This window comes from Gelidibacter sp. (genome assembly GCF_035515035.1).
GTDB lineage: Bacteria > Bacteroidota > Bacteroidia > Flavobacteriales > Flavobacteriaceae > Gelidibacter.
The window spans coordinates 1-21356 of the sequence record NZ_DATJCA010000115.1; the positions used below are offsets into that span (position 1 = coordinate 1).

The 21356-nt window shown below is 38.7% G+C and carries 11 protein-coding genes and 1 pseudogene; 6 read left to right on the forward strand and 6 right to left on the reverse strand.

Going from position 1 to position 21356, the window contains the following annotated elements:
* Window positions 1-843: kelch repeat-containing protein (locus VLZ86_RS09795; RefSeq protein ID WP_325450816.1), on the reverse strand; the 843-nt coding region annotated here is incomplete at its 3' end.
* A gap of 392 nt (window positions 844-1235) precedes the next feature.
* On the opposite strand from VLZ86_RS09795, the gene VLZ86_RS09800 reads away from it, so the two are divergent.
* From VLZ86_RS09800 to VLZ86_RS09825, 6 genes and pseudogenes are all read left to right on the forward strand, one after another.
* On the forward strand, window positions 1236-2192 hold the full coding sequence (locus tag VLZ86_RS09800) for a M20/M25/M40 family metallo-hydrolase (protein WP_325450818.1): 957 nt from the start codon (window positions 1236-1238) through the stop codon (window positions 2190-2192).
* A gap of 183 nt (window positions 2193-2375) precedes the next feature.
* Window positions 2376-4022 (forward strand): beta-N-acetylhexosaminidase, encoded by a 1647-nt coding sequence (locus tag VLZ86_RS09805; protein ID WP_325450820.1) that lies wholly within the window; start codon window positions 2376-2378, stop codon window positions 4020-4022.
* A gap of 129 nt (window positions 4023-4151) precedes the next feature.
* Window positions 4152-6449 (forward strand): family 20 glycosylhydrolase, encoded by a 2298-nt coding sequence (locus tag VLZ86_RS09810; RefSeq protein WP_325450822.1) that lies wholly within the window; start codon window positions 4152-4154, stop codon window positions 6447-6449.
* Window positions 6450-6597: 148 nt separating this feature from the next.
* Window positions 6598-8331 (forward strand): annotated as a pseudogene (locus VLZ86_RS09815) (glycoside hydrolase domain-containing protein).
* Between the two features lie 96 nt (window positions 8332-8427).
* Window positions 8428-10620: a beta-N-acetylglucosaminidase gene (locus tag VLZ86_RS09820; protein WP_325450824.1), complete on the forward strand. Its 2193-nt coding sequence runs from the start codon at window positions 8428-8430 to the stop codon at window positions 10618-10620.
* A gap of 219 nt (window positions 10621-10839) precedes the next feature.
* Window positions 10840-11460 (forward strand): hypothetical protein, encoded by a 621-nt coding sequence (locus VLZ86_RS09825; protein ID WP_325450826.1) that lies wholly within the window; start codon window positions 10840-10842, stop codon window positions 11458-11460.
* Between the two features lie 24 nt (window positions 11461-11484).
* On the opposite strand, the gene VLZ86_RS09830 is transcribed toward VLZ86_RS09825, so the two are convergent.
* The 5 genes from VLZ86_RS09830 to VLZ86_RS09850 form a co-directional block, all read right to left on the reverse strand.
* Window positions 11485-13089 carry a sulfatase gene (locus VLZ86_RS09830; protein WP_325450828.1) on the reverse strand — a complete coding sequence of 535 codons (1605 nt, stop codon included), beginning with the start codon at window positions 13087-13089 and terminating at the stop codon, window positions 11485-11487.
* An 18-nt stretch (window positions 13090-13107) separates the two neighbouring features.
* Window positions 13108-13962, reverse strand: a complete 855-nt coding sequence (locus VLZ86_RS09835) for a sulfatase-like hydrolase/transferase (RefSeq protein ID WP_325450830.1) — start codon at window positions 13960-13962, stop codon at window positions 13108-13110.
* Window positions 13963-14018: 56 nt separating this feature from the next.
* On the reverse strand, window positions 14019-14681 hold the full coding sequence (locus VLZ86_RS09840; RefSeq protein ID WP_325450832.1) for a sulfatase-like hydrolase/transferase: 663 nt from the start codon (window positions 14679-14681) through the stop codon (window positions 14019-14021).
* A gap of 88 nt (window positions 14682-14769) precedes the next feature.
* Window positions 14770-17886: a glycoside hydrolase family 2 TIM barrel-domain containing protein gene (locus VLZ86_RS09845; RefSeq protein ID WP_325450833.1), complete on the reverse strand. Its 3117-nt coding sequence runs from the start codon at window positions 17884-17886 to the stop codon at window positions 14770-14772.
* A 26-nt stretch (window positions 17887-17912) separates the two neighbouring features.
* A complete protein-coding gene (locus VLZ86_RS09850; RefSeq protein WP_325450835.1) occupies window positions 17913-21269 on the reverse strand; it encodes a glycoside hydrolase family 2 TIM barrel-domain containing protein in 3357 nt (1118 codons plus the stop codon).
* Window positions 21270-21356: the final 87 nt, after the last annotated feature.

The following is a 21356-nucleotide window of genomic DNA, read 5'->3' on the forward strand; positions in this document are numbered from 1 at the left end:
GTAAACCATAATATGCATAGATCCCATAACCTCTGCGGATGCACCCATCAATACTCTTGGGGCGTCCTTTATGAGCACATCACCTTCATCCGCCCAGACCTGGTTTTTAAAATCATAGGATAAATAAGAAGTTAAAGCTTCAGATTTCTGACCTACCCTTTCATTTCTACCCCCAATAACAAATAATTTTTTAGTGGTTTGCGTTTCTTGAACGGCTGTTGTGTGAAGAGCTCTCGCAGGACCCGGAAAATCCGTGAGTTTCTCCCATTGTTGTTGGCCTTTTAACGATAATCTGTAAAATGAATTGGTGCTGCCCTTAGCATTGGTACCCCCTACGACATATACAAAATCATCTACTACCACTGCCGATGAAAACGCCAAAGGCTCGGGAAGTTTCGGGTATTCAATAATTTCAACTTCTTTACTGGCGTTATTATAGCCCAATAAGAAAACGTGATCACTGATGAGGTTTTCATTATTACCTCCAATGCACAAAATCCCTTGAGCTGTTGCTACAGACGCAGAATAACCCAACGGCATCGGCAATTTGGATGCAGACAAACGCCATTGCCCATTGTCATAAATAAAAATAGCATCAGTCCATACTTTTTTTCCGCCTTCCCAAGGTAAACCCTCAGGAAAATTTGCACCTCCAGCTGCTAAAAGAACGCCATTATGCACACCACCCAACATTCCCGCATAACCAATGGATGTACTTGTAGAAGTTTCTGCAGGCAAATTGGGAAGGTCTACAACTTCTAATTTCGAGATTTCTTGACTAAAGCAGGGCATCCATAAAAAAAGAATGACCAATAGAAATGTCATTTGCTGAATTTTCTTCATTTTAAAGAGATTACATAAAAATAGTCCTGCTTTCTTCGGATAACAGTTAAATTTCATTGAAATTTGTAGGTCATTCAAATTAATAGAATGCCAACAACCCACATCTTCAAAAAATATTGCTAAATATAATAAAATAGAATTAATTGTATTATGTATTACATATTAATTTATAAATTTGTCTAAAGCGTCTATATAATTCTACGTAAGACAATTTAAATCGAACCATTTCTCATGACACTTCTAAAAAAACTTTCCACTTTTATAGCCCTTTTGATCCTGCAGTCTTTCGCTAAGGTTTCACAACAGTGCTCAAAATTATAGACTTAAAATCAGAATCTTGTTCGACTGCGTTATAGACGGCTTTTAAATAAATATAAAAACAAAGAAACACCATGAAAAAAATACTATTGTTTTCATTTTTATTCTTAACCTATTTTGCTTCCTTTTCCCAAGCAGAAATCACTGAAAATGAAATCAAAGATCATATCCTGTTTTTAGCTTCAGAAAAAAATGCGGGCCGTTATCCTGGTACGAAAGCCAACCGCGATGTCGTAACATACATTATTAAGGATTTTAAAAAACAGGGCCTTCTTCCACTTGCTAAAAATTACAAACAGACGTTTAAGGCCCGTTTGCGTGTCGATAAAGGAGAACCCGAAAAACCTTTGGCAAAAACGTATAATGTCGTGGCGTACCTTGAAGGCCATGATCCACTCCTGAAAAATGAATATATTATTTTAGGTGCTCATTATGACCATTTGGGAATGGGTGGTCCGTCTTCAAAATCGGATCAAAGGAATACCATTCATTATGGTGCCGATGATAATGCCAGCGGCACTGCGGCGCTTTTGGAAATTTCCGAGAAAGTCGCTGCTAACAAAAGTGAGCTAAAACGCAGTGTGATTTTTATCGCATTTGGTGCAGAGGAACAGGGGTTGTTGGGAAGCCAATACTTTATAAATAACCCATTAGTACCGCTTTCACAGATTAAACTGATGATCAATATGGACATGGTAGGCAGATTGAACACTGAAAAACATGTGTACATGAATGGCGCAGGAACCTTCCCGGGAGGTGTCGATTTTATGCAGAATTTAGGGGAATCTTTAGACTTAACCCCAATTGTCCATGCCGGTTCGGTGGGCGGGTCAGATCACGTGTCGTTTTTTAAGAAAGATATTTCTGTTCTCGGGATTCACACGGGCGCGCATCCACAATACCATCGACCAGAAGACACTGCCGATTTGATCAACGTTCCAGGGCAGAAACAAGTCAGTGATTATATTTATGAAGCTTTAATGACCTTTGCCACCACCGATTATAACATGGAGTTTATCCCACAAGAATAAATCAACAACATTATGCAACGGGATTTTAAAAAAATGTTTTTTTAGTTCTATTAAGTAAAATGCGGTCACCCTTTTGGAGTAGCCATCCGTCGAAATCATTTTTAAAGTTCTCATTATATTCATAGATTTTAAACTTGATTTTTTGTAAAGAAATAATACGAAACACTTATAACCATTATAACAATGAAATCCACCTTCTTAGCTTTAATCGCTCTTTTTACATTCAGTAATTGCACTCAAAAAAGCAGATCTTTTACGGCATCTGAAATAGCTCTTCTTCCAAAACCTTCGACTTTAGAATTAAATGAAGGTTCTTTTACGATCAAAGACGGACAACAAATTTTCGCAAATCTTGAAGAACAGAAAACCGCTGCGGCCGACCTTCAAGCGTATATATCCGAAAGTTCAGGTTTTAAAACTCCAGTAGTTACAGATTATGGCGCTTCCATCAGTTTTGAAAAAAATGAGGATTTAGCTCCAGAATCTTATAAATTAATGGTTTCACCTAAAAAAATAAGCATTTTGGCCAACGACGCTGCAGGTTATTTTTATGGAGTGCAAACCTTGAAACAATTGATCTCGATTGAGACTCCAGAAGGTTCTCAAGACAATCAATATTTGGTGCCTTCGGTCAATATTACAGATAGTCCGAGATTTAAATGGCGTGCCTATATGCTTGATGAATCACGCTATTTTCACGGGGAGGAATTTGTAAAGCAAATGCTTGACCAAATGGCATTGTTAAAAATGAACACCTTCCATTGGCATTTAATTGACGATGCAGGATGGCGAATTGAAATCAAGAAATATCCACTCTTAACTGAAGTTGGTGCCTTTCGTGCCGATAGTGAAATAGAAACTTGGAAAAGCGGAAAAACTTCAGGCGAACCACACGGCGGATTTTATACGCAAGAACAGATTAAAGACATTGTAGCTTACGCAGCTGAACGCAACATTACGATTGTTCCAGAATTTGAAATGCCAGGACATTCAAGTGCGGCCATTGCAGCGTATACCTGGCTAGGAACTGCAGGAAAAGCTATTGACGTACCGATAACATTTGGACGCTTGTACGACAATTATGATGTGACCAAACCAGAAGTTGTCACTTTTATTAAAGACGTTTTAGACGAATTATTTGTGTTGTTCCCATCGGAAGTCATCCATATTGGCGGTGATGAAGTAGGATATGAAGTTTGGGAGAAATCGGCTTCTGTTCAAAAATACATGAGAGAACATAATATTAAGTCGCCTGCTGATTTACAGATTAACTTCACCAATAAAATTTCAAAATACATTGAAGATAACGGTCGACGCATGATGGGTTGGAACGAAATTTTGGGTAAAAACATCCATACAGATTTTGAAGAAAAGAAAGACGACCGAGAGGCAGAAACTGAATTGGCAAAAAATGCGATTGTTCATTTCTGGAAAGGCGATTTGGAATTGTTGACCGAAGCTGCGAAAAACGGGTATGCCATTGTAAATTCCCTTCACAACAGAACTTATTTAGATTATAGCTATGAATCCATACCTTTAGAAAAAGCCTATAGTTTTGATCCTATCCCAGAAGGTTTGGATGCGCAGTACCACAAAAATATTTATGGCACTGGTTGTCAAATGTGGAGCGAATGGACGCCAACCAATGCCGATGTGGAACGCCAAACTTTCCCAAGAATTGCCGCATATGCTGAAGTAGGCTGGACAGAATTGGAAAACAAAGATTACGACAGCTTTAAAATTGCACTTAAAAAAATGCAAAACCATTGGGACGATTTAGGCATCAATTATTTTAAGGATGCCAATGCATCTAAAATTGAAGGGGAATAAAGTTTGATGTTTAGAGTTTCTGGTTTCTGGTTTGCTCAAGGCCAATGCGATATATTATTTTTTACCTCAATTTGAAAACTGAAACGAATCGGAGACTAGGGATTTAAATCTTATTAAAAAAATGAAAAAATGAAAAATTTCTTATCGTTATTGGCACTATTACTCATTCTCAATAGCTGCGAAACCGTAAAAACAAGAACTTTTACGGCAGAAGAAGTGTCCATAGTTCCAAAACCTTCTGACATGGTTATTGAAGAAGGTAGCTTTACATTTACAGAAGACACTAAAATATCTATTGAAAATGATAACCAAAAACCCGCAGCCAAATACTTATCGGATTTGTTCCAGAATGCTGCAAGTTACCCATTAGCAATAATAGATACGAGAGAAGATAGAGGGATTGTTTTATTAAATGACGACGCCATTGCAAGTGAATCATACACTCTGGAAGTCACTCCAAAAAAAATCACCATTAAAGCCAGTGATGCCGCAGGCTATTTTTACGGCGTACAAACCTTACGTCAACTACTTCCGCCAAGTATAGAAATAGAAAACAGCGATGAAAAAGATTGGGTGGTTCCGAGCCTTAAAATAAAAGACACACCGCGATTTGCTTGGCGTGGGATGCACATGGATTTCAGCCGTCATTTTTTCAGTCTCGATGAGGTAAAAACCTTTTTGGACTATATGGCCCTTTATAAACTGAATACCTACCACATGCATCTCACAGATGATCAAGGCTGGCGTATTGAAATTAAAAAATATCCATTATTGACGGAAAAAGGCGCTTGGCGCGTGGAAAGTTCCCATGACATTGCGTGTAACGAATTAGCTAAAACCGATCCTTCCTATATTATAGACGAACAGCATTATCACAGCCGTGAGGGCCAAAAAATGTACGGCGGTTTCTTTACTCAAGACGACATCAAGGAAATTATAGCCTACGCCGCAGAGCGTCAAATTGAGGTTATCCCCGAAATTGATATGCCCGGGCATTTTAAATCGGCCATTGATAATTATCCCTATTTATCATGTACTGACGAAGCGGGATGGGGCGAACTTTTCTCAACGCCAGCCTGTTTAGGAAAGGAAACCACTTATGAATTCACTAAGAATATTCTATCGGAAATAGCAGAACTCTTCCCATCGGAATACATTCATATTGGTGGCGACGAAGTGAATATCCAATCCTGGAAAGAGTGTCCGTTATGTCAGAAATCAATTAAGGACAACAACCTAAAGAATGAACATGAATTGCAATCTTTTTTCAATAGAAAAATGGAAGTCTTCTTAAAATCTAAAGGCAAGCGACTCATGGGTTGGGATGAAATTGTTGAAGGCGGACTATCTAAAGACGCTACGATGATGTGGTGGCGCAATTGGGCTCCAACCATGAGAGATATTGCGGCTAACAACGGCAACGACATGGTGCTCACCCCGTGTTTTGAATATTATTTTGATGCCCAACACGATGTGACCCCTTTTGAAAAAGTGTATAACTATGAGCCTATTCCTGAAGAATTCACTAATGACCAAGCCAAACATATTTTAGGCGTTCAAGCTAATTTATGGTCAGAAATGATTCCAAATTTTAAACGTTTACAATATATGACCTTTCCGAGGATGTTGGCCTTGGCAGAAACAGCATGGACTTCAAAAGACAATAAGGACCATGAGGATTTTGAAAAAAGAATGCTGCTTCAATACGACCGATTGGATGCCTTGGATATCAAATACCACATACCAGCGGTGTCGGGCTTTAAGGACAAAGTTGCATTTCTGGACAAAGCAACTGTCGCATTGCAAGCGCCATTGGAAGGCATGGAGGTGTATTATACGACCGACGGCAGTGTGCCTACCAAGGAATCTAATAAATATACAGACCCATTAGAATTTGCAGAAACAGTCACTCTAAATACGATTGCCTATAGAGGTGACATTGAAAGTGACACCCGATCAGCCTTAATAGAAAAGCAAACCTATTTAGAACCTTTAGAGGTCACTCCAAATTTGGGAAGTATAAAGCGTTGGGCAGGAGTTAAACAATTTTCTGTGGTGGATGATATTGTTTTACCAAACAAGGCCATGTTCACCTCAGTTAATAGCATTGATTATACTGACTACGATGGCAAAGAGCACGTTTCAATGGTGTTCAAAGGTTATTTTTATGCTGAGGAAGACGGTCTGTATGAGTTCGCCACTAAATCTGATGATGGCAGTCTGTTATATATCGGTGATAAGTTTGTCGTGGATAATGGCGGCAACCATTCGGCAATGGAAAAAAACGGCATGGTGGCGCTTAAAAAAGGATGGCACCCGCTGACCATCAACTATCATGAGGCCACTGGAGGTGGATTACTAGAAGTTTGGTATACCGCACCTGGTGGCGAAAAGAAAGTTTTAAAAGGTGCTGTTATTGGGGAGTAAGTAATTGAAAAAATATTATTCAAAAGTCCTGTCTCAAAAAGTTGGGATCAAAAAAATCACGAATTAATGCTCAATATTCTGGAGCTCTACATATAAAATCAATTAAATGAAATTAATCTTTAAATCCCTATTCGTTTTTACAATTCTAATGAACTTCGGATGTCAGAATGCTAACAAAGACTTTATCGTAGCGCAAACCTACGAAGAGCCTCAGGATCCTTGGCCAAACACCGATGAGAATTGGACTGCTATTCCCAACGGATTACAAGCTTCGGTCACCTCAACGGACATTCGTTTTGTAAGAAGTGAAATCCCAAAAATTGAACCACAAAATTCATGGTCTGGAACTGCTTGGAAAGGAGAAAGAACTTCTGCGCAAATCGTTCTTTGGAGTAAAGATTCTTTAACCGAAGTACATACGCAGCTGTCAGAATTTAAGTCGGATTCAGGTGAAACCTTACCAACGGATATTGCCAAAATAAATTTTGTGAAATACGTCCTTACCGACGAATATGCCGAAGGTTGTGGTTACAGAAAACCCGAAGACTACGCTGCCTCCCTGGCTGCAGACGCTTTAGAACCTATCTCTTCATACGCCATTAAAGCCCAAGAAACACGTCCTATCTGGATCACTATCGACATTCCAACAGACGCTAAGGCAGGAACCTATAAGAGTACTTTCACGATAGACATCAAAGGGCAGGACACCAAATCTATGGATTTTTCAATTCGCGTGATTGATAAAGTAGTACCACCGGCATCCGATTGGAAATTCCATTTGGACCTATGGCAAAATCCTTACGCTGTAGCACGATTTCACGGTGTAGAACCTTGGTCACAAGAACATTGGAATTTATTAAAACCTATTATGACACGTCTTGCAGGTGCGGGCCAGAAAGTGATTACCGTTTCTCTCAACAAACGACCTTGAGGCGGACAGACTTATGACCAATTTGAAGCCATGATTGAATGGCGAAAGAAGGCTGATGGCACTTGGACTTATGATTACACGATTTTTGATAACTGGGTCCAAATGATGATGGATTTAGGCATTAAAAATCAAATTAGCTGTTATTCGATGGTGCCATGGGGCAATGAATTCTACTATGTTGATGAAGCTGAAAACAAGGAAGTAAAAATAAAAGCGGCTCCAGGAAGTGAAGCTTATAACGACTTATGGATTCCGTTTTTGGAACAGTTTAAAGCCCATTTGGAGCAAAAAGGCTGGAATACCATTACAAGAATAGCCATGGATGAACGCGGCCCGGAAGAGATGAAGGCCATGCTACAGTTACTTAATGAACATGCGCCAGAATTTGGCGTCTCTTTTGCCGACAACCATAAAAGCTACAAGCTGTATCCCGATGAATTAAAGGATATGTCCGTTGCTTTTGGAGACCCGGTTGATGAAGCCGATTTGGTTATAAGAAGAGCCAATGGCTACATCAGCACCTTTTATGTATCCTGTGCAGATGGTTTCCCAAATACGTTTACCTTTTCGGCCCCAGCAGAAGGCACGTTTATTGGTTGGTACACTATGGCTGCCGATTTTGATGGTTTTTTGCGTTGGTCTTATAATAGCTGGACCGAAAATCCGCTGCAAGATTCCCGGTTCATCACCTGGCCTGCTGGCGATACCTACATTGTATATCCTGACAATAGAAGTTCCATTCGTTTTGAAAGACTTAGAGAAGGCATTCAAGATGCTGAAAAAATTAGAATTCTGAGAAAAGAACTTTCAGAAAAAAACTTGTTGGATGAACTGGACCATCTAGATAAAGTTGTGGCGCAATTTAACCTGACCGAAAAGCCAGCAAATTTTGAAGCCATGCTTAGAGATGCAAAAAATGTACTCGATATCTTAGCTGAAAAACTAAATTAACAAATATAAAAGGTTCTAAAAAAGATTGTAAGAACTATTCTAACACCCAATATTGACGTGATTAAAACAAAAAAATTAACAACGCACACTATTTTAATGAAAATTTCACTTTCTGGATTATTTTTTTTGATGACCTGTTTTGGTTTTGCACAAAATTTAATCATTAACCCTACGCCTCAACAAACCGTAATTTCTAATTATATAGACACGCCCACTCAATTTAAGTTGCAGCAGAAAAACGTAGACAATGCCACTCAAAACCTACTTTCTAAATTTTTTAATGAGGAAAACACTTCAAACAAAGGCTTTACGGTTACCGTTGGGGACATTAATGATCGGTTCCACAAAAAATTCCTGAAAAAAGTACCTCAACGTCCAGAAGGCTATTTTATCAATAGCAGTAATAAAAAAATCACCGTTATAGGCAGAGATGCACGTGGCACTTATTACGGGGTAAGAACGTTGATAGAATTATTGGCATCAGATAAATTTCCTCAAGGTGAAATTGTAGATTATCCCGATGTCACTGCGCGAGGTGTTGTGGAAGGTTTCTATGGCACACCTTGGAGTTTTGAGCACCGTATGCGTCAAATCGATTTTTATGGTAAAAATAAGCTCAACACGTACATCTATGGTCCAAAAGATGATCCTTACCATAGCTCGCCAAATTGGAGAAAACCTTATCCAGCGGATGAAGCCGTCCAATTAAAAAAGCTGATTGATAGAGCTGCGCAAAATCATGTCGATTTTGTATGGGCCGTTCATCCTGGAAAAGACATTCAATGGAATGATGAAGACCGCACTGCCCTACTCCGTAAATTTGAAATGATGTACGATTTGGGCATCCGATCCTATGCTGTCTTTTTTGACGACATCTCAGGAGAAGGCACCAATCCAAATCAACAAGCAGGATTATTGAATTATTTGCATAATGCTTTCGTAAAGGTGAAAAAAGATGTCAAACCATTGATCATGTGCCCTACCGAATATAATAAAGGCTGGTCCAAACCCGAAAGTGGCTATTTAGAAACCTTAGGAAAAGAATTGGATCCTTCCATTAGGATTATGTGGACGGGCAATACGGTCGTGTCAGATATTGACCAAGAAACGATGGATTGGATCAATGCCAAAATTCAACGGGAGGCCTTTATATGGTGGAATTTCCCTGTTTCTGATTATGTGAGAAATCATCTGCTTTTAGGCCCAACCTACGGTAATGCAAAAGATATCGCTGATGACGTTTCAGGTTTTGTTGCCAATCCGATGGAACATGCCGAAGCATCAAAAATTGCTATTTACGGCGTGGCGGATTATGCATGGAATATGACTGCTTACCAATCGGATAAAAACTGGTTGGAAGCTTTAAAAGTAGTGATGCCTGAAAGCTATAAAGCTTTGGAAATTTTCGCAAGGCATAATAGTGATTTAGGTCCGAATGGCCATAAGTACCGACGTGAGGAATCCGTCCATTTTGCGCCTAAGGCAAATATCTTTTTACAACATCTTGAATTAAATCAAGAGATTGATGATTTTGAGACCATTCAAAACGAATTTCAAGCCATGGTTGAAGCCTCCTATATTTTATTGAGTAGCACGGACAATCCAGTGCTTTTGGATGAAATCCGCCCGTGGGTAAAACAATTCCAACTCCTCGGTCAATCTGGGCTTACCATGTTGAATATGTACAAAGCATTGGAAGATAAACAAACGGACGATTTTGAAAGAAGTTATCAAGCACTCAAGGCGATAAAGGCGAAAATGTATGCCATAGACCGGACCGAAAACCAGAATCCTTACCAGCCTGGAGTTAAAACAGGAACTTTAGTAGTTTCTCCGTTAATTGATAAGGGATTTGCACATTTAACCAAGGTTTATAACCAAACTTTTGATAAAAATTTAGAAGTAGAGGCCAATTACAATCCGCATCAATTATTCACTAATATTGCCCAACTTCAAAATCAACAAATAAGTTTACGCGATAGAACGCTGGCGTTGAATCCTCCGCTGGAAGTCCTTCGTTTTGAGCCACAATCATATTTCGGATTTGAATTGCAGGAAGTAGGACAAGTAAAAAGCATTTTTTACAAACTAACTCCCGCTGCAGTTTACGAGCATTTTGTTATTGAAGTTTCGATAGATGGCAGCGAGTGGAGCATCATAAAGACGGAAGTGAAAGAGGATACTATTAGAGCTTCTGTAAATAGTGAAGTTAAATATATAAGGATTAGCAACACCTTCTCTGAAACGGTAGAAGCCAAACTTGATCATTTCAATGTTAAATTGAATTAAAATCATAAATTACCCCGTATATCCTATTAAACAATAGGCAAAGCAAATAGTAATGCTTTGCCTTTATTTTTTGAAATAAGCAACCTAATTCCACATTATAACAAACTTCGGTATGGCGTAGGATAATTTTATAATTCGGATTTAAATACATTCAACAAATAGCACGCTCATTTAAAACTATGGCTATCTTAGAGACATGGTTATTTAAAATTCAGTTTTATGAAAAAATCTTTATCAATCCCTATTCAGCGTAAAAATAGGATCATTTTATTTGCTTTTATATGCAGTCTCGCAATGTCATGTAAGAATAAAGTGAACAATAACAATTCAGTTGAAAATAAAGATTTAACCAAGGCAGAAAGACTCGATTTGTTTGTAGAATCTCCTATCTTGATTAACTCCAGCCTTAACGAGCAGCGATTAAACAACATCAAATTCCATAGAAGTTATATCTTAAATGATAATCCACATTTTAATTCTGACAGCGACTCTATTGTGAAGGCAACCTCAAACAGCTATGTGATACTAAATGGTTCGCATTTTGACAAAGAACAAGATTCCTTAATTCGATTGGCTTCAAATAGTGATGTGGTTGAGATTTTAAAAAATAAATATGTTGAGCGTATTACCTATATGAGACTGAACTCAAAAAGTTTAGAACTTAATTATGGCATACATATAGGAATGACTTTGGATGATTTTACGGAACTATTTCCATTAGAAATAAACGAAAATTATGTCGCATCTTATGCCGATAACGACTCTTTTGAAGTGAAATTTATATTTGATGAAGACAGCAAAAGGTTAAAAGAATTCAACTATTTATCAATAATTGACTAATTCTTAATCTACTACAAACTTCTATTATTTCTTATAAAGCTCAATATAATGGTGGTCCAGGGTTTCTGAATCCTTGTACTTTTCACGGGTTTCCTGAAGTTTCTGTTTAATTTCACTAACTACCTTGGCATATTCAGGATCATCAATCACATTATTAACTTCTTTTGGATCCTTTTTGCGGTCATACAATTCCCATTCGTCAACATCATAATAAAAATGGATGATTTTATATTCCTTAGTGGCAATCCCGTAATGCCTTTTAACGGCGTGTTCTGCAGGATATTCATAATAATGGTAGTACACGGCATCGCGATCCCAACCTTCCTTCTTGCCTGTTAAAAGTGGCACCAAACTCTCGCCTTGCATATCCTTTGGGGCAGTAACACCAGCCACTTCCAAAAAGGTTTGCGCAAAATCCAAATTCTGTACCATTTCATCTTCAGTAATACCTGGCTTAATTTTATTTGGCCATTTGATCAATAATGGTGTTTTAAACGATTCGTTGTACATAAAGCGCTTGTCAAACCAGCCGTGTTCGCCCAAATAAAAGCCTTGATCGGAGGTATAAACGACGATGGTATTGTCCGCCAATTTCTTTTCGTCTAAGTAATCCAATACGCGCCCTACATTCTCATCTACCGACGCAATCGTTCCTAAATAATCCTGTAAGTAACGCTGATATTTCCAAACCGTAAGCGTGGAATCGTTCATAGTCGGATAGCGCTTTTTGAAATCCTTATTGATCGGACCATAAACAGCATCCCAATTGGCGCGTTGTTCAGCATTCATACCATATAAACTTTCCCCAAGTTTGCTCCATTGTTCAATACCAAGTTCCTTAACCGTTTCTGGCGTTAATTTATTATCGTTAATAAGTGACATGTGTTTTAAGATACCCATTTCGGCAGTCTTGGCTGCAGTGCCTCTTGTTTTATAATCATCAAATAAGGTTTCTGGTAATGGAAATGTCTTTTGAGTATATTCTTTATAATACTTTTCACTTGGCAACCAGGCACGGTGTGGTGCTTTATGCAAATACATCAACATAAACGGTTTCTTTGGATCTCTTCGGTTTTCCATCCAATCCAAGGTCAGATCTGTTGTAATGTCGGTCACGTAACCTTCAATAATGGTATCTCCTTTTTGGGTAATAAATTTAGGATTGTAATACTCCCCTTGACCAGGCAGAATTTTAAATTCATCAAAACCTTTCGGGTTGTTACCAAAGTGCAACTTTCCAAACATCGCGGTTTGATACCCTGCTTTTTGAAGGATTTGAGGGAACGTGACATTGGTGGTATCGAACTCACTTAAGTTGTCTATTTTTCCATTGATATGGCTGTGTTTTCCCGTGAGGATAACTGCTCGTGACGGCGCACATATAGAATTAGTGACCGTCGCATTGGTGAAAAGCATCCCTTCTTCAGCAATCCTATCGATATTTGGCGTGTTTATCAAGGTCTTGTCATAAGCGCTGATGGCCTGATAAGCATGATCATCTGACATGATGAAAATGATGTTGGGTTTCTCTGTAGTTGCTTCTTTTTTGTTTTTAGTGGTGTTTTTATCTTGACACCCCATTACTATCAATGTGAAAATAAAAATGTATAAGAGTTTAAATACCTTCATGACTAGTCTATTCGGTTTTTAGTTAACTAAATGTTCTACACCCTCAATTCGAAAAGAAGCATTCTCTGGAGTTCTGTGTTCTTTTTTAACAATCTCATAAAATTTTTCCAGCATTTCTGGATGTTGGTCCATAATGTTGTTTTCCTCTCGGATATCGGCATCCAAATCATACAACTCAACTTCCTTATTGCCTCCTTTAATGTTCTTCCAGATCATTTTCCATTTGCCCATCCTCACGGCAACTTGACCGTTATAACCCGCAAATTCCCAATAGAGATAGTCATGTTCATCTTGCTTCTCGGAATTCATAAGCGTGTTATAAAAACTAATCCCATCAGATTCATAGTCCGTTTGCACCTGAGCAATCTCGTTAAGTGTAGGCATAACATCATAAAATGCAGAAATATGATCTGTTTTAGATCCAGCTTTTATCTTAGTCGGCCAAGTCGCAATCATGGGAACTCTAATGCCACCTTCATGTAAAAACCCTTTGCCTTTGCCATAATTACTATCAAATGGCGCCGCGCTATCAAACCAAACGGCATCACCACCGCCTGCCGAGCTTGGTCCATTATCAGAGGTAAACACAATTAGCGTATTTTCATAGAGTCCTTCTTTCTTTAGATACGCGACCAATTTACCCACATTTTCATCCAAATAAGAAATCATCGCAGCATAGGTAGCGTGCGGGTAACGTGTCGGAAAATAATCCGCGCCTTCGCCCTCAATAAAATGATGCGGCTGTTCATCGCCAAATTTTTTAACGTAATAATCGATCCAGCTTTGAGGCGCTTGTAAGGGTACGTGTGGGATTGGACTTGCCCAATACACAAAGAACGGTTCCTTTTTATTTTCATCTATAAAACCCATCATTTTATCAAAAATCAACGTCGGACTATAAACGGGTTGTGTGTACTTAGCATATGCTTCTAAAGAAACGCATCACTACCTTTAGCCAAACCCTCGTGTGGCGCAATGGTGTCATTATTTAAATAGACACGGTTTTCATTTTCATACAAATGAACCGGCGTGTAGGTGTGTGCTTGTCTTTGGCAATTGTATCCAAAAAAGTAATCGAAGCCCATTTTTGTGGGAATTGACTCGGTATGGGGCGCGCCTAATCCCCATTTGCCTACTATAGCAGTTTTATAATCTGCCTTTTTTAATAATTGTGCGATGGTGACCGTGTTTTTTGGCATCGGTCGTTGCCCTTCCAAGGTTGAATCTGCAATCATAGCACGATAACTCCTAACGTCACCACGTTCTTTCCATTCATCATTTCCTCTAATACTGGCATGTCCACCATGTAAACCTGTTAATAAGGATGCTCTTGCCGGTGCGCAAACAGGTGATGCCGTGTAATGTTGAGTAAATAATAGCCCTTCATTAGCCAAGGCATCAATATTGGGCGTTTCTATTTTGGTTTGGCCATACACGCCCAAATCGCCATAACCTAAATCGTCCGCCAAAATGTAAATGATGTTAGGTTTTTGCTTGGTTTGCTGATTTTCAGGTTTTGAAACCTTGGCATTCTGACATCCAAAAACGGAAATCATTATCATACACGTAACAAGACTATAACGTAAGTTCATTCAATTTTTATTTAAAATTAAATATCGACCTTTTAACTATTTAAAAAGGTTGATATTATTATGTTTCTATACAATCATTTCACAGCTATTATTTCTCAATTGGCACCATCCAGTACGAATAAGAATAGTCCTTATACGTCAGCATGTATTCTGGTAAGGGCAATCTTCCCCAGCTATTGATACTCCCCAAACCTTGTTGGAAGCCATCAATATTAACAAACACTTCTTTGCGCGAATCAATTTCTCCCGCGTGATGTTGGGCTCTCGCATCTCCTGTATGCAAATCGTCCTCACGGAAATTAAGTGCCGAAACCGAGAAAGGCTTTTCACTCATGAATTTAATTCCTGATCCATCTGCTCTGGTAATTGCTGCCCAACGCACATCTAATTTATTTCCTGTTTCTTGTGGTCGGATGTATGGGAAATATTGCTCCTCAATGGTTTGCTTGTACAGACCAACTTTTGCGGCATGTTGCCTGTCTGCATAAGCCTCGAAAGGACCTTTGCCATAAAAAGTGATGTTCTTATAGCCCTCTGGAAGTTGCAGTGTGTTTCCAAACTTATAGAAATTTGGATACTCCCCTTTTAGCGCTTTCAATTGGTTGGATACTTTTATCACTCCGTTGCCATCCACAACAAATGTTTCAATCAATTTGGCATCGCCATCGAATAAATCTCTTGTAAATATAATTTCAACTTCACTTTTTGAAAGTTGTTTTACAGAAGTGTCGACCTTTCCTGACGTCCCTGCATCTTTCCATACTTTATAGGTTTTTTGGGTTCCTGCACCATAATCATTATCGGTAGGCGCACGCCAAAAATTGACCTGTGGTCCCTTCTCTAACACGGTTTCATCATTATATTTATAATCGGTGATAGTACCCAATTTTTGATCAAAAGTAATGGTGAAGTTTTCTCCTGTAACCGTAATTACATCTCGTTGCGTTTTTGAACTTACGGATGCAGTGGCTTTCTCAGGAGCTTGAATTGTTCCTTCTTGCAATTTAAACTGTTCGTAAGCCACAACATATCCTGCCTTCAATAAAGGCTCGTCCGACTTTAATGCCGCAGACACATTTAGGAAATATTCTACATCCTTTTTAAATGCCGTTTTAAAAGGTATTTTGATAGCTTTTTTAGCTTGCGGTTCGGTTACGATATCGTCAATGGTTGCTGATTCTACAATTTCGCCATTGGCAATCACTTCCCAATTTAGTTTGTAGTTTGACAAATCCCTAAAAAAACACCAGTTCTTAAGATCAATTACGCCATTGGCAAGATCATTTTTATAAAACTTAATTTCTTGATGTATATGTGCAACTTCGTGAATATGAGGATTAGGTCTTCGGTCTGGTTGCACCAAGCCGTTGTTTAGAAAGTTATTATCACTTGGTGTGCCTTCTGGTCCAAAATCACCGCCATAGGCAAAAATTTCCCGACCATTTTTAATGGTTCTTAGCCCTTGATCTACGAAATCCCAGATGAAACCTCCTTGTAGTTTATCGTATTTTTCATATAAATCCCAATACTCTTTAAATCCGCCCATACTATTTCCCATAGCATGTGCATATTCACATTGAATATACGGTTTGGTTCTTCTGTCATTTTTGGCATAAGCCTCTACGTCTTCCGGAGTTTCATACATTGGCACGTACAAATCGGTATTCCATTCATGGACGGCACGTTCGTGTTGCACAGGTCGGGTATTGTCTATTCTTTTAGCAGATAAATAGCCTTCATAAAAATTATAACCGTTTCCAGCTTCGTTACCTAAGGACCAAATCACAATGGATGGATGGTTTTTATCGCGTTCCACCATGCGATTGATGCGCTCTAAATGCGCCTTTAACCATGCTGGATTATTCCCCAAGGTTCTATCCAATGCATAGCCCATGCCATGCGATTCAATATTGGCTTCATCCACCACATATATGCCATATTCATCACACAGTTCATAAAAATAGGGATCGTTGGGATAATGCGCAGTTCTTACCGCATTAATGTTGTATTCCTTAAAGATTTGAATATCTCTAAGCATATCTTCTCGGGAAATGACATGTCCCGTATTTGGATCATGTTCATGACGGTTAACGCCCTTGATTAAAATTGGTTTTCCATTGACCAAGAAATTGCCATTCTTCACTTCAGAGGTACGAAAGCCTAATTTTCTGGAAATGGCTTCAATAACGTTTCCTTTTCTGTCTCTGATGACAATGTTGAGTTGGTAGAGATTCGGGATTTCCGCCGACCAGGTTTTTACTTGGGGAAGGATTTTTTTGAAGTTAAAAGTTTCTTTCGAATTTGGGCTGAGTTCATAAGCCGAAGACGTGCTATACACCGCTTGGTTATCTCTTGTGATCTCAATGGCGATGCTTCCTTTTTGCTTTTTAGGATCGATACTTTTCAAATCCACGGACAGATCAAAAACGCCATCGGTATAATTGTTTTCCAATCCAGCTTTTGCAAAATAATCGGCTAACTGAATACTTGGTCTTGCGTATAAATACACATCACGTTCAATCCCTGAAATTCTCCAGAAATCCTGACATTCCAGATAACTTCCGTCACTCCAACGATACACTTCCAATGCAATACTGTTTTTTCCAGGTTTAACAAAATTGGTCACATTAAATTCTGCGGGCAATTTCGAACCTTGGCTGTATCCCACTTTTTTACCGTTGATCCAGATGTAAAACGCCGATTTTACCGCACCAAAATGAATGAACACATCTTTACCGTTCCAATTATTCGGAACCTCAAAGGTTCTTTTGTAAGAGCCTACAGGATTATCGCCATCCGGAATTTCCGGTGGATTCAATTCTCCCTTTTGAAACGGATAGGTGGCATTCACATAAATAGGAATCCCAAAGCCTTCTACTTCCCAATTAGAAGGTACTTTTATTGTATTCCAATTTGAGGTATCGAAATCTTCTTTATAGAAATCGGTTGGCCGTACTTCAGGCGTATCGCTATAATTAAATTGCCAAATCCCGTTTAACAACATATAGTTGTCCGCTTTTGACACATCATCTTCCTTGGCCAATTCTAAAGAATTGTATGGAAAAAAAGTGGCGCGAGCATCCAACTTATTAATGCCTACGACATCTGGATTTTCGATGACGGGATCAAGCGTTTGTGCTTGACCTAACGGGCTTCCTATTACCAACAGAAATGCCGCATTTAATATATAATTTATCTTTTTCATGGTTTGATCTTCTTTCTCTTACACAATTATTTCAGATTCCCATACAATTTACTCCAAGTGATAAAATCATCTTCAGACCCTTTTTTGAAGGGAATCATATAAAAACTATAAGCATGTTTGGATTCGCCTTTCATTTGGTATTTATCCATCGGTCTTGCTCCCCAACTATTATCTCCTGCAAGTCCACGTTGTCCTAAATCGATGTTTAACTGCACTAAATCCTGTTCTTTAATATCATTGATATGCTTGGAAGCATTGATCTGCGGAATGCCATCTGTTTTAAATTCGTCTTCCAAGACATCGGTGCCGCTATAGGCAATGCCGGAAGTGGTATCAAAATCCTCATTAGGCATATGCAATGCACCAATGCCCAAACCTTGAAGTTGATTTGCTGCAACGACTAATAAACCATTATTATCGGCATCAGAAAAAGCTGACCAACGCACATCAACCTTATACCCATTTTCTTGAGGACGAACATAAGGCACGTACTGATCTTTCACTTTCGACTCATACAAACCAATAAATGCAGAGGCTTTTCTGTCTATATAGTTTTCCCACGGCCCACGACCAAAAAAGGTCATGTGCTCGTATTTTTTTGGTAGTTGCATCCGCATGCCCACACGAGGAATGTCTCCTGAATAATTGGTTTCATTGAGCGTATTATCAATTTTGATTACACCATTTCCAAAAACCTGATACTGCGATTCAAATGTGGTATCAACGCCCGGTAAATTATAGGTCACGTCAATGGTTACGCTACCGTCCTGGTTTGATTTAGAAGTCAATTTCGAAACTTTCATGAACAGTGAGGCTTTTTTCCATTCGATATTTTTAGCCTGCATCTGGCTACCGAAGTCATTATCGGTTGGCGCGCGCCAAAAATTTGGTTTTGGACCATTGCCGTCTTTCAACAGTTCATTGCCTTCAAAAACATAGGATATAATTTGTCCTTTTTCTTTATCGAAAATCAAGTTTAAGTTTTGGTTCGAAATCTCAAGATTGTTTTTCGAATCCTTAATTTTCAAAGTTCCGGTATTCCCGATCTCAGTAATTTCCTTTTTATATTTTTCAGATAAAGGAATTTGCTCATGAGCGACTTCAAATCCTTTTGGAAGCAGTCCCCAAGGCGCTTTTGTCTTTGCTGAAATTTCAACAAAATATTCTGTATTTTCTTTATAATCGATGTCCTTTAAAGGAATTCTAATCAACTTCCCTGTATGGGTTTCTACCGAAATAGTCTCAAACGGAATTGTTTTTAAAACTTTTCCATCTGCTTTTATTTCTGCAGTAAAATCAAATTGATCCAAGTCGGTAAAATCGTACAAATTCTCAAGTAACACGCGTAATTCATCATGATGATTGATCCCTTTTTCTTTAAAATTAATGAACTCATGGACTTTTTTAACTTCGTGTAATGCTGGTTGCGGCGTACGGTCAGGGAATACAATGCCATTATTCAAAAACGAATTATCTGAAGGCATATTTTCTCCGAAATCACCACCATAGGCATAAAATCGTTCCCCGTTTTCATCCGTTTTCCAAATGGACTGATCTACCCAATCCCAGATAAATCCACCTTGTAGATTGTCATATAATTCAATAATATCCCAGTATTCCTTAAAATTCCCAGTGCTGTTCCCCATCGCGTGCGCATATTCACTCGGAATATAGGGACGGTCAGTTTTGGTTTTTCCTATCATTTCAAAAGTTGCCGGCGTTGGATATTGGGGTACTAAAATATCCGTATTGGAATCCATGTCCCAGATACTGCCGTCATAATCTTTATAAGGACGCTCATATTGCACCGGACGTTTGGTCTTGTCATTGTTCTTCATTTGGTCATAACCCTCAAAAAAGTTGACGCCGTTTCCAGCTTCGTTCCCCATGGACCAAATAATCACAGAAGGATGGTTTTTATCGCGTTTTACCAAACGCACCATACGATCCACATGCGCGTTTTCCCAACTTGGTTTTTTTGCCAATGAATATTTTCCGTAGTACATGCCGTGCGATTCAATATTGGCTTCATCAACCACATACAAACCGTACTCGTCGCAAAGTTCGTAAAACAGTCTTTGCTGTGGGTAGTGGCTCAAACGCACCGCGTTGATATTATTTTCTTTCCAAAGACGGATGTCCTTCATCATCAATTCTTCATCTACAACATGTCCAGTTTCAGGATTGGCTTCTTGGGTATTCACGCCTTTTAAAGTAATCCGCTGCCCATTGACCAAAAGCAAACCTTGCTTAATTTCCACACTTCTAAAACCTATTTTTGACGTGGTCACCTCAAGCGTTTTTCCTTTTTGATCTTTTGTTTCAATCAGAAGCGTGTATAAATTAGGATGTTCCGCACTCCATTGTTTGACGTTTGGAAGTGTGGCAGAGAATTCAATTGGATCATTATTTGAAGTTTTTGCTGCAAATGATTTTGATTCAGAAGTAACAACTTTCTGATCTGCATCCAACAACTTGTAAGAAACGTTGCCGTTGGTCGTTTTCGAAAGATGATTTTCAAGATCCACATAGAGTTCAAAAATACCATCCTTATAAGCACCATCCAAGATGGAAACGACTTCAAAATCCTTGATCCTTACTTTTGGCTGTGCATAGATATACACACTGCGTTCAATGCCGCTAATTCTCCAGAAATCCTGACACTCTAAATACGATCCATCTGTCCATCTGAAAATCTGAATGGCGATTTTGTTTTTACCAGGTTTTGCTGCGTTGGTAATATTAAATTCTGCCGGTAATTTACTGCCTTGAGAATAACCAATATATTCTCCATTGAGCCACACAAAGCCACCTGATTTCATGGCTCCGATATGCAGGAACATTTCCTTGCCATCCCAATCTTTATCTATTGTAAAATCACGAACATAAGTACCTACTGGATTGTATTCACTGGGTACTTTTCCAGGATGTGCAGGATAAATTTTGTCCACAAATTCCATATCATCAGCAACTGGGGCTTTATAATCAGCAAATTCATATTGGTGGTTGACATAAATTGGAATGCCATAGCCTTCTACTTCCCAGTTGGATGGCACTTTGATATCATCCCAAGAGGAAACATCTTCGGTTGGATCCATAAAAGTGGTTGGGCGATCCTTCGGATTTCTTACCCAATTGAATTTCCAAATCCCATCCAATAATTGATGGTATTTTGGTGTGTTGCTCAACGCAGCCTTTTCTGAAGTAAATGAGGTGAAGGAGGCATGGGCGTCCATCTTATTTTCGCTGATTACTGCCTCATTCATAATATAATGCACGTAATCCGCAATAGGATTCTTTTCTTGGGCATTAACTTTGAAAACCACAAGAAACAAAAGGACCAATTGGAAAACTGCAGAAATCGATTTCTTTAAAACTATCATAAGAATTTATATAGAATATTTAATTAAACTTTTAATAATTATTTATAGCAGATCTGAAAACTGACAATAAATTAATGACTTTCTAAA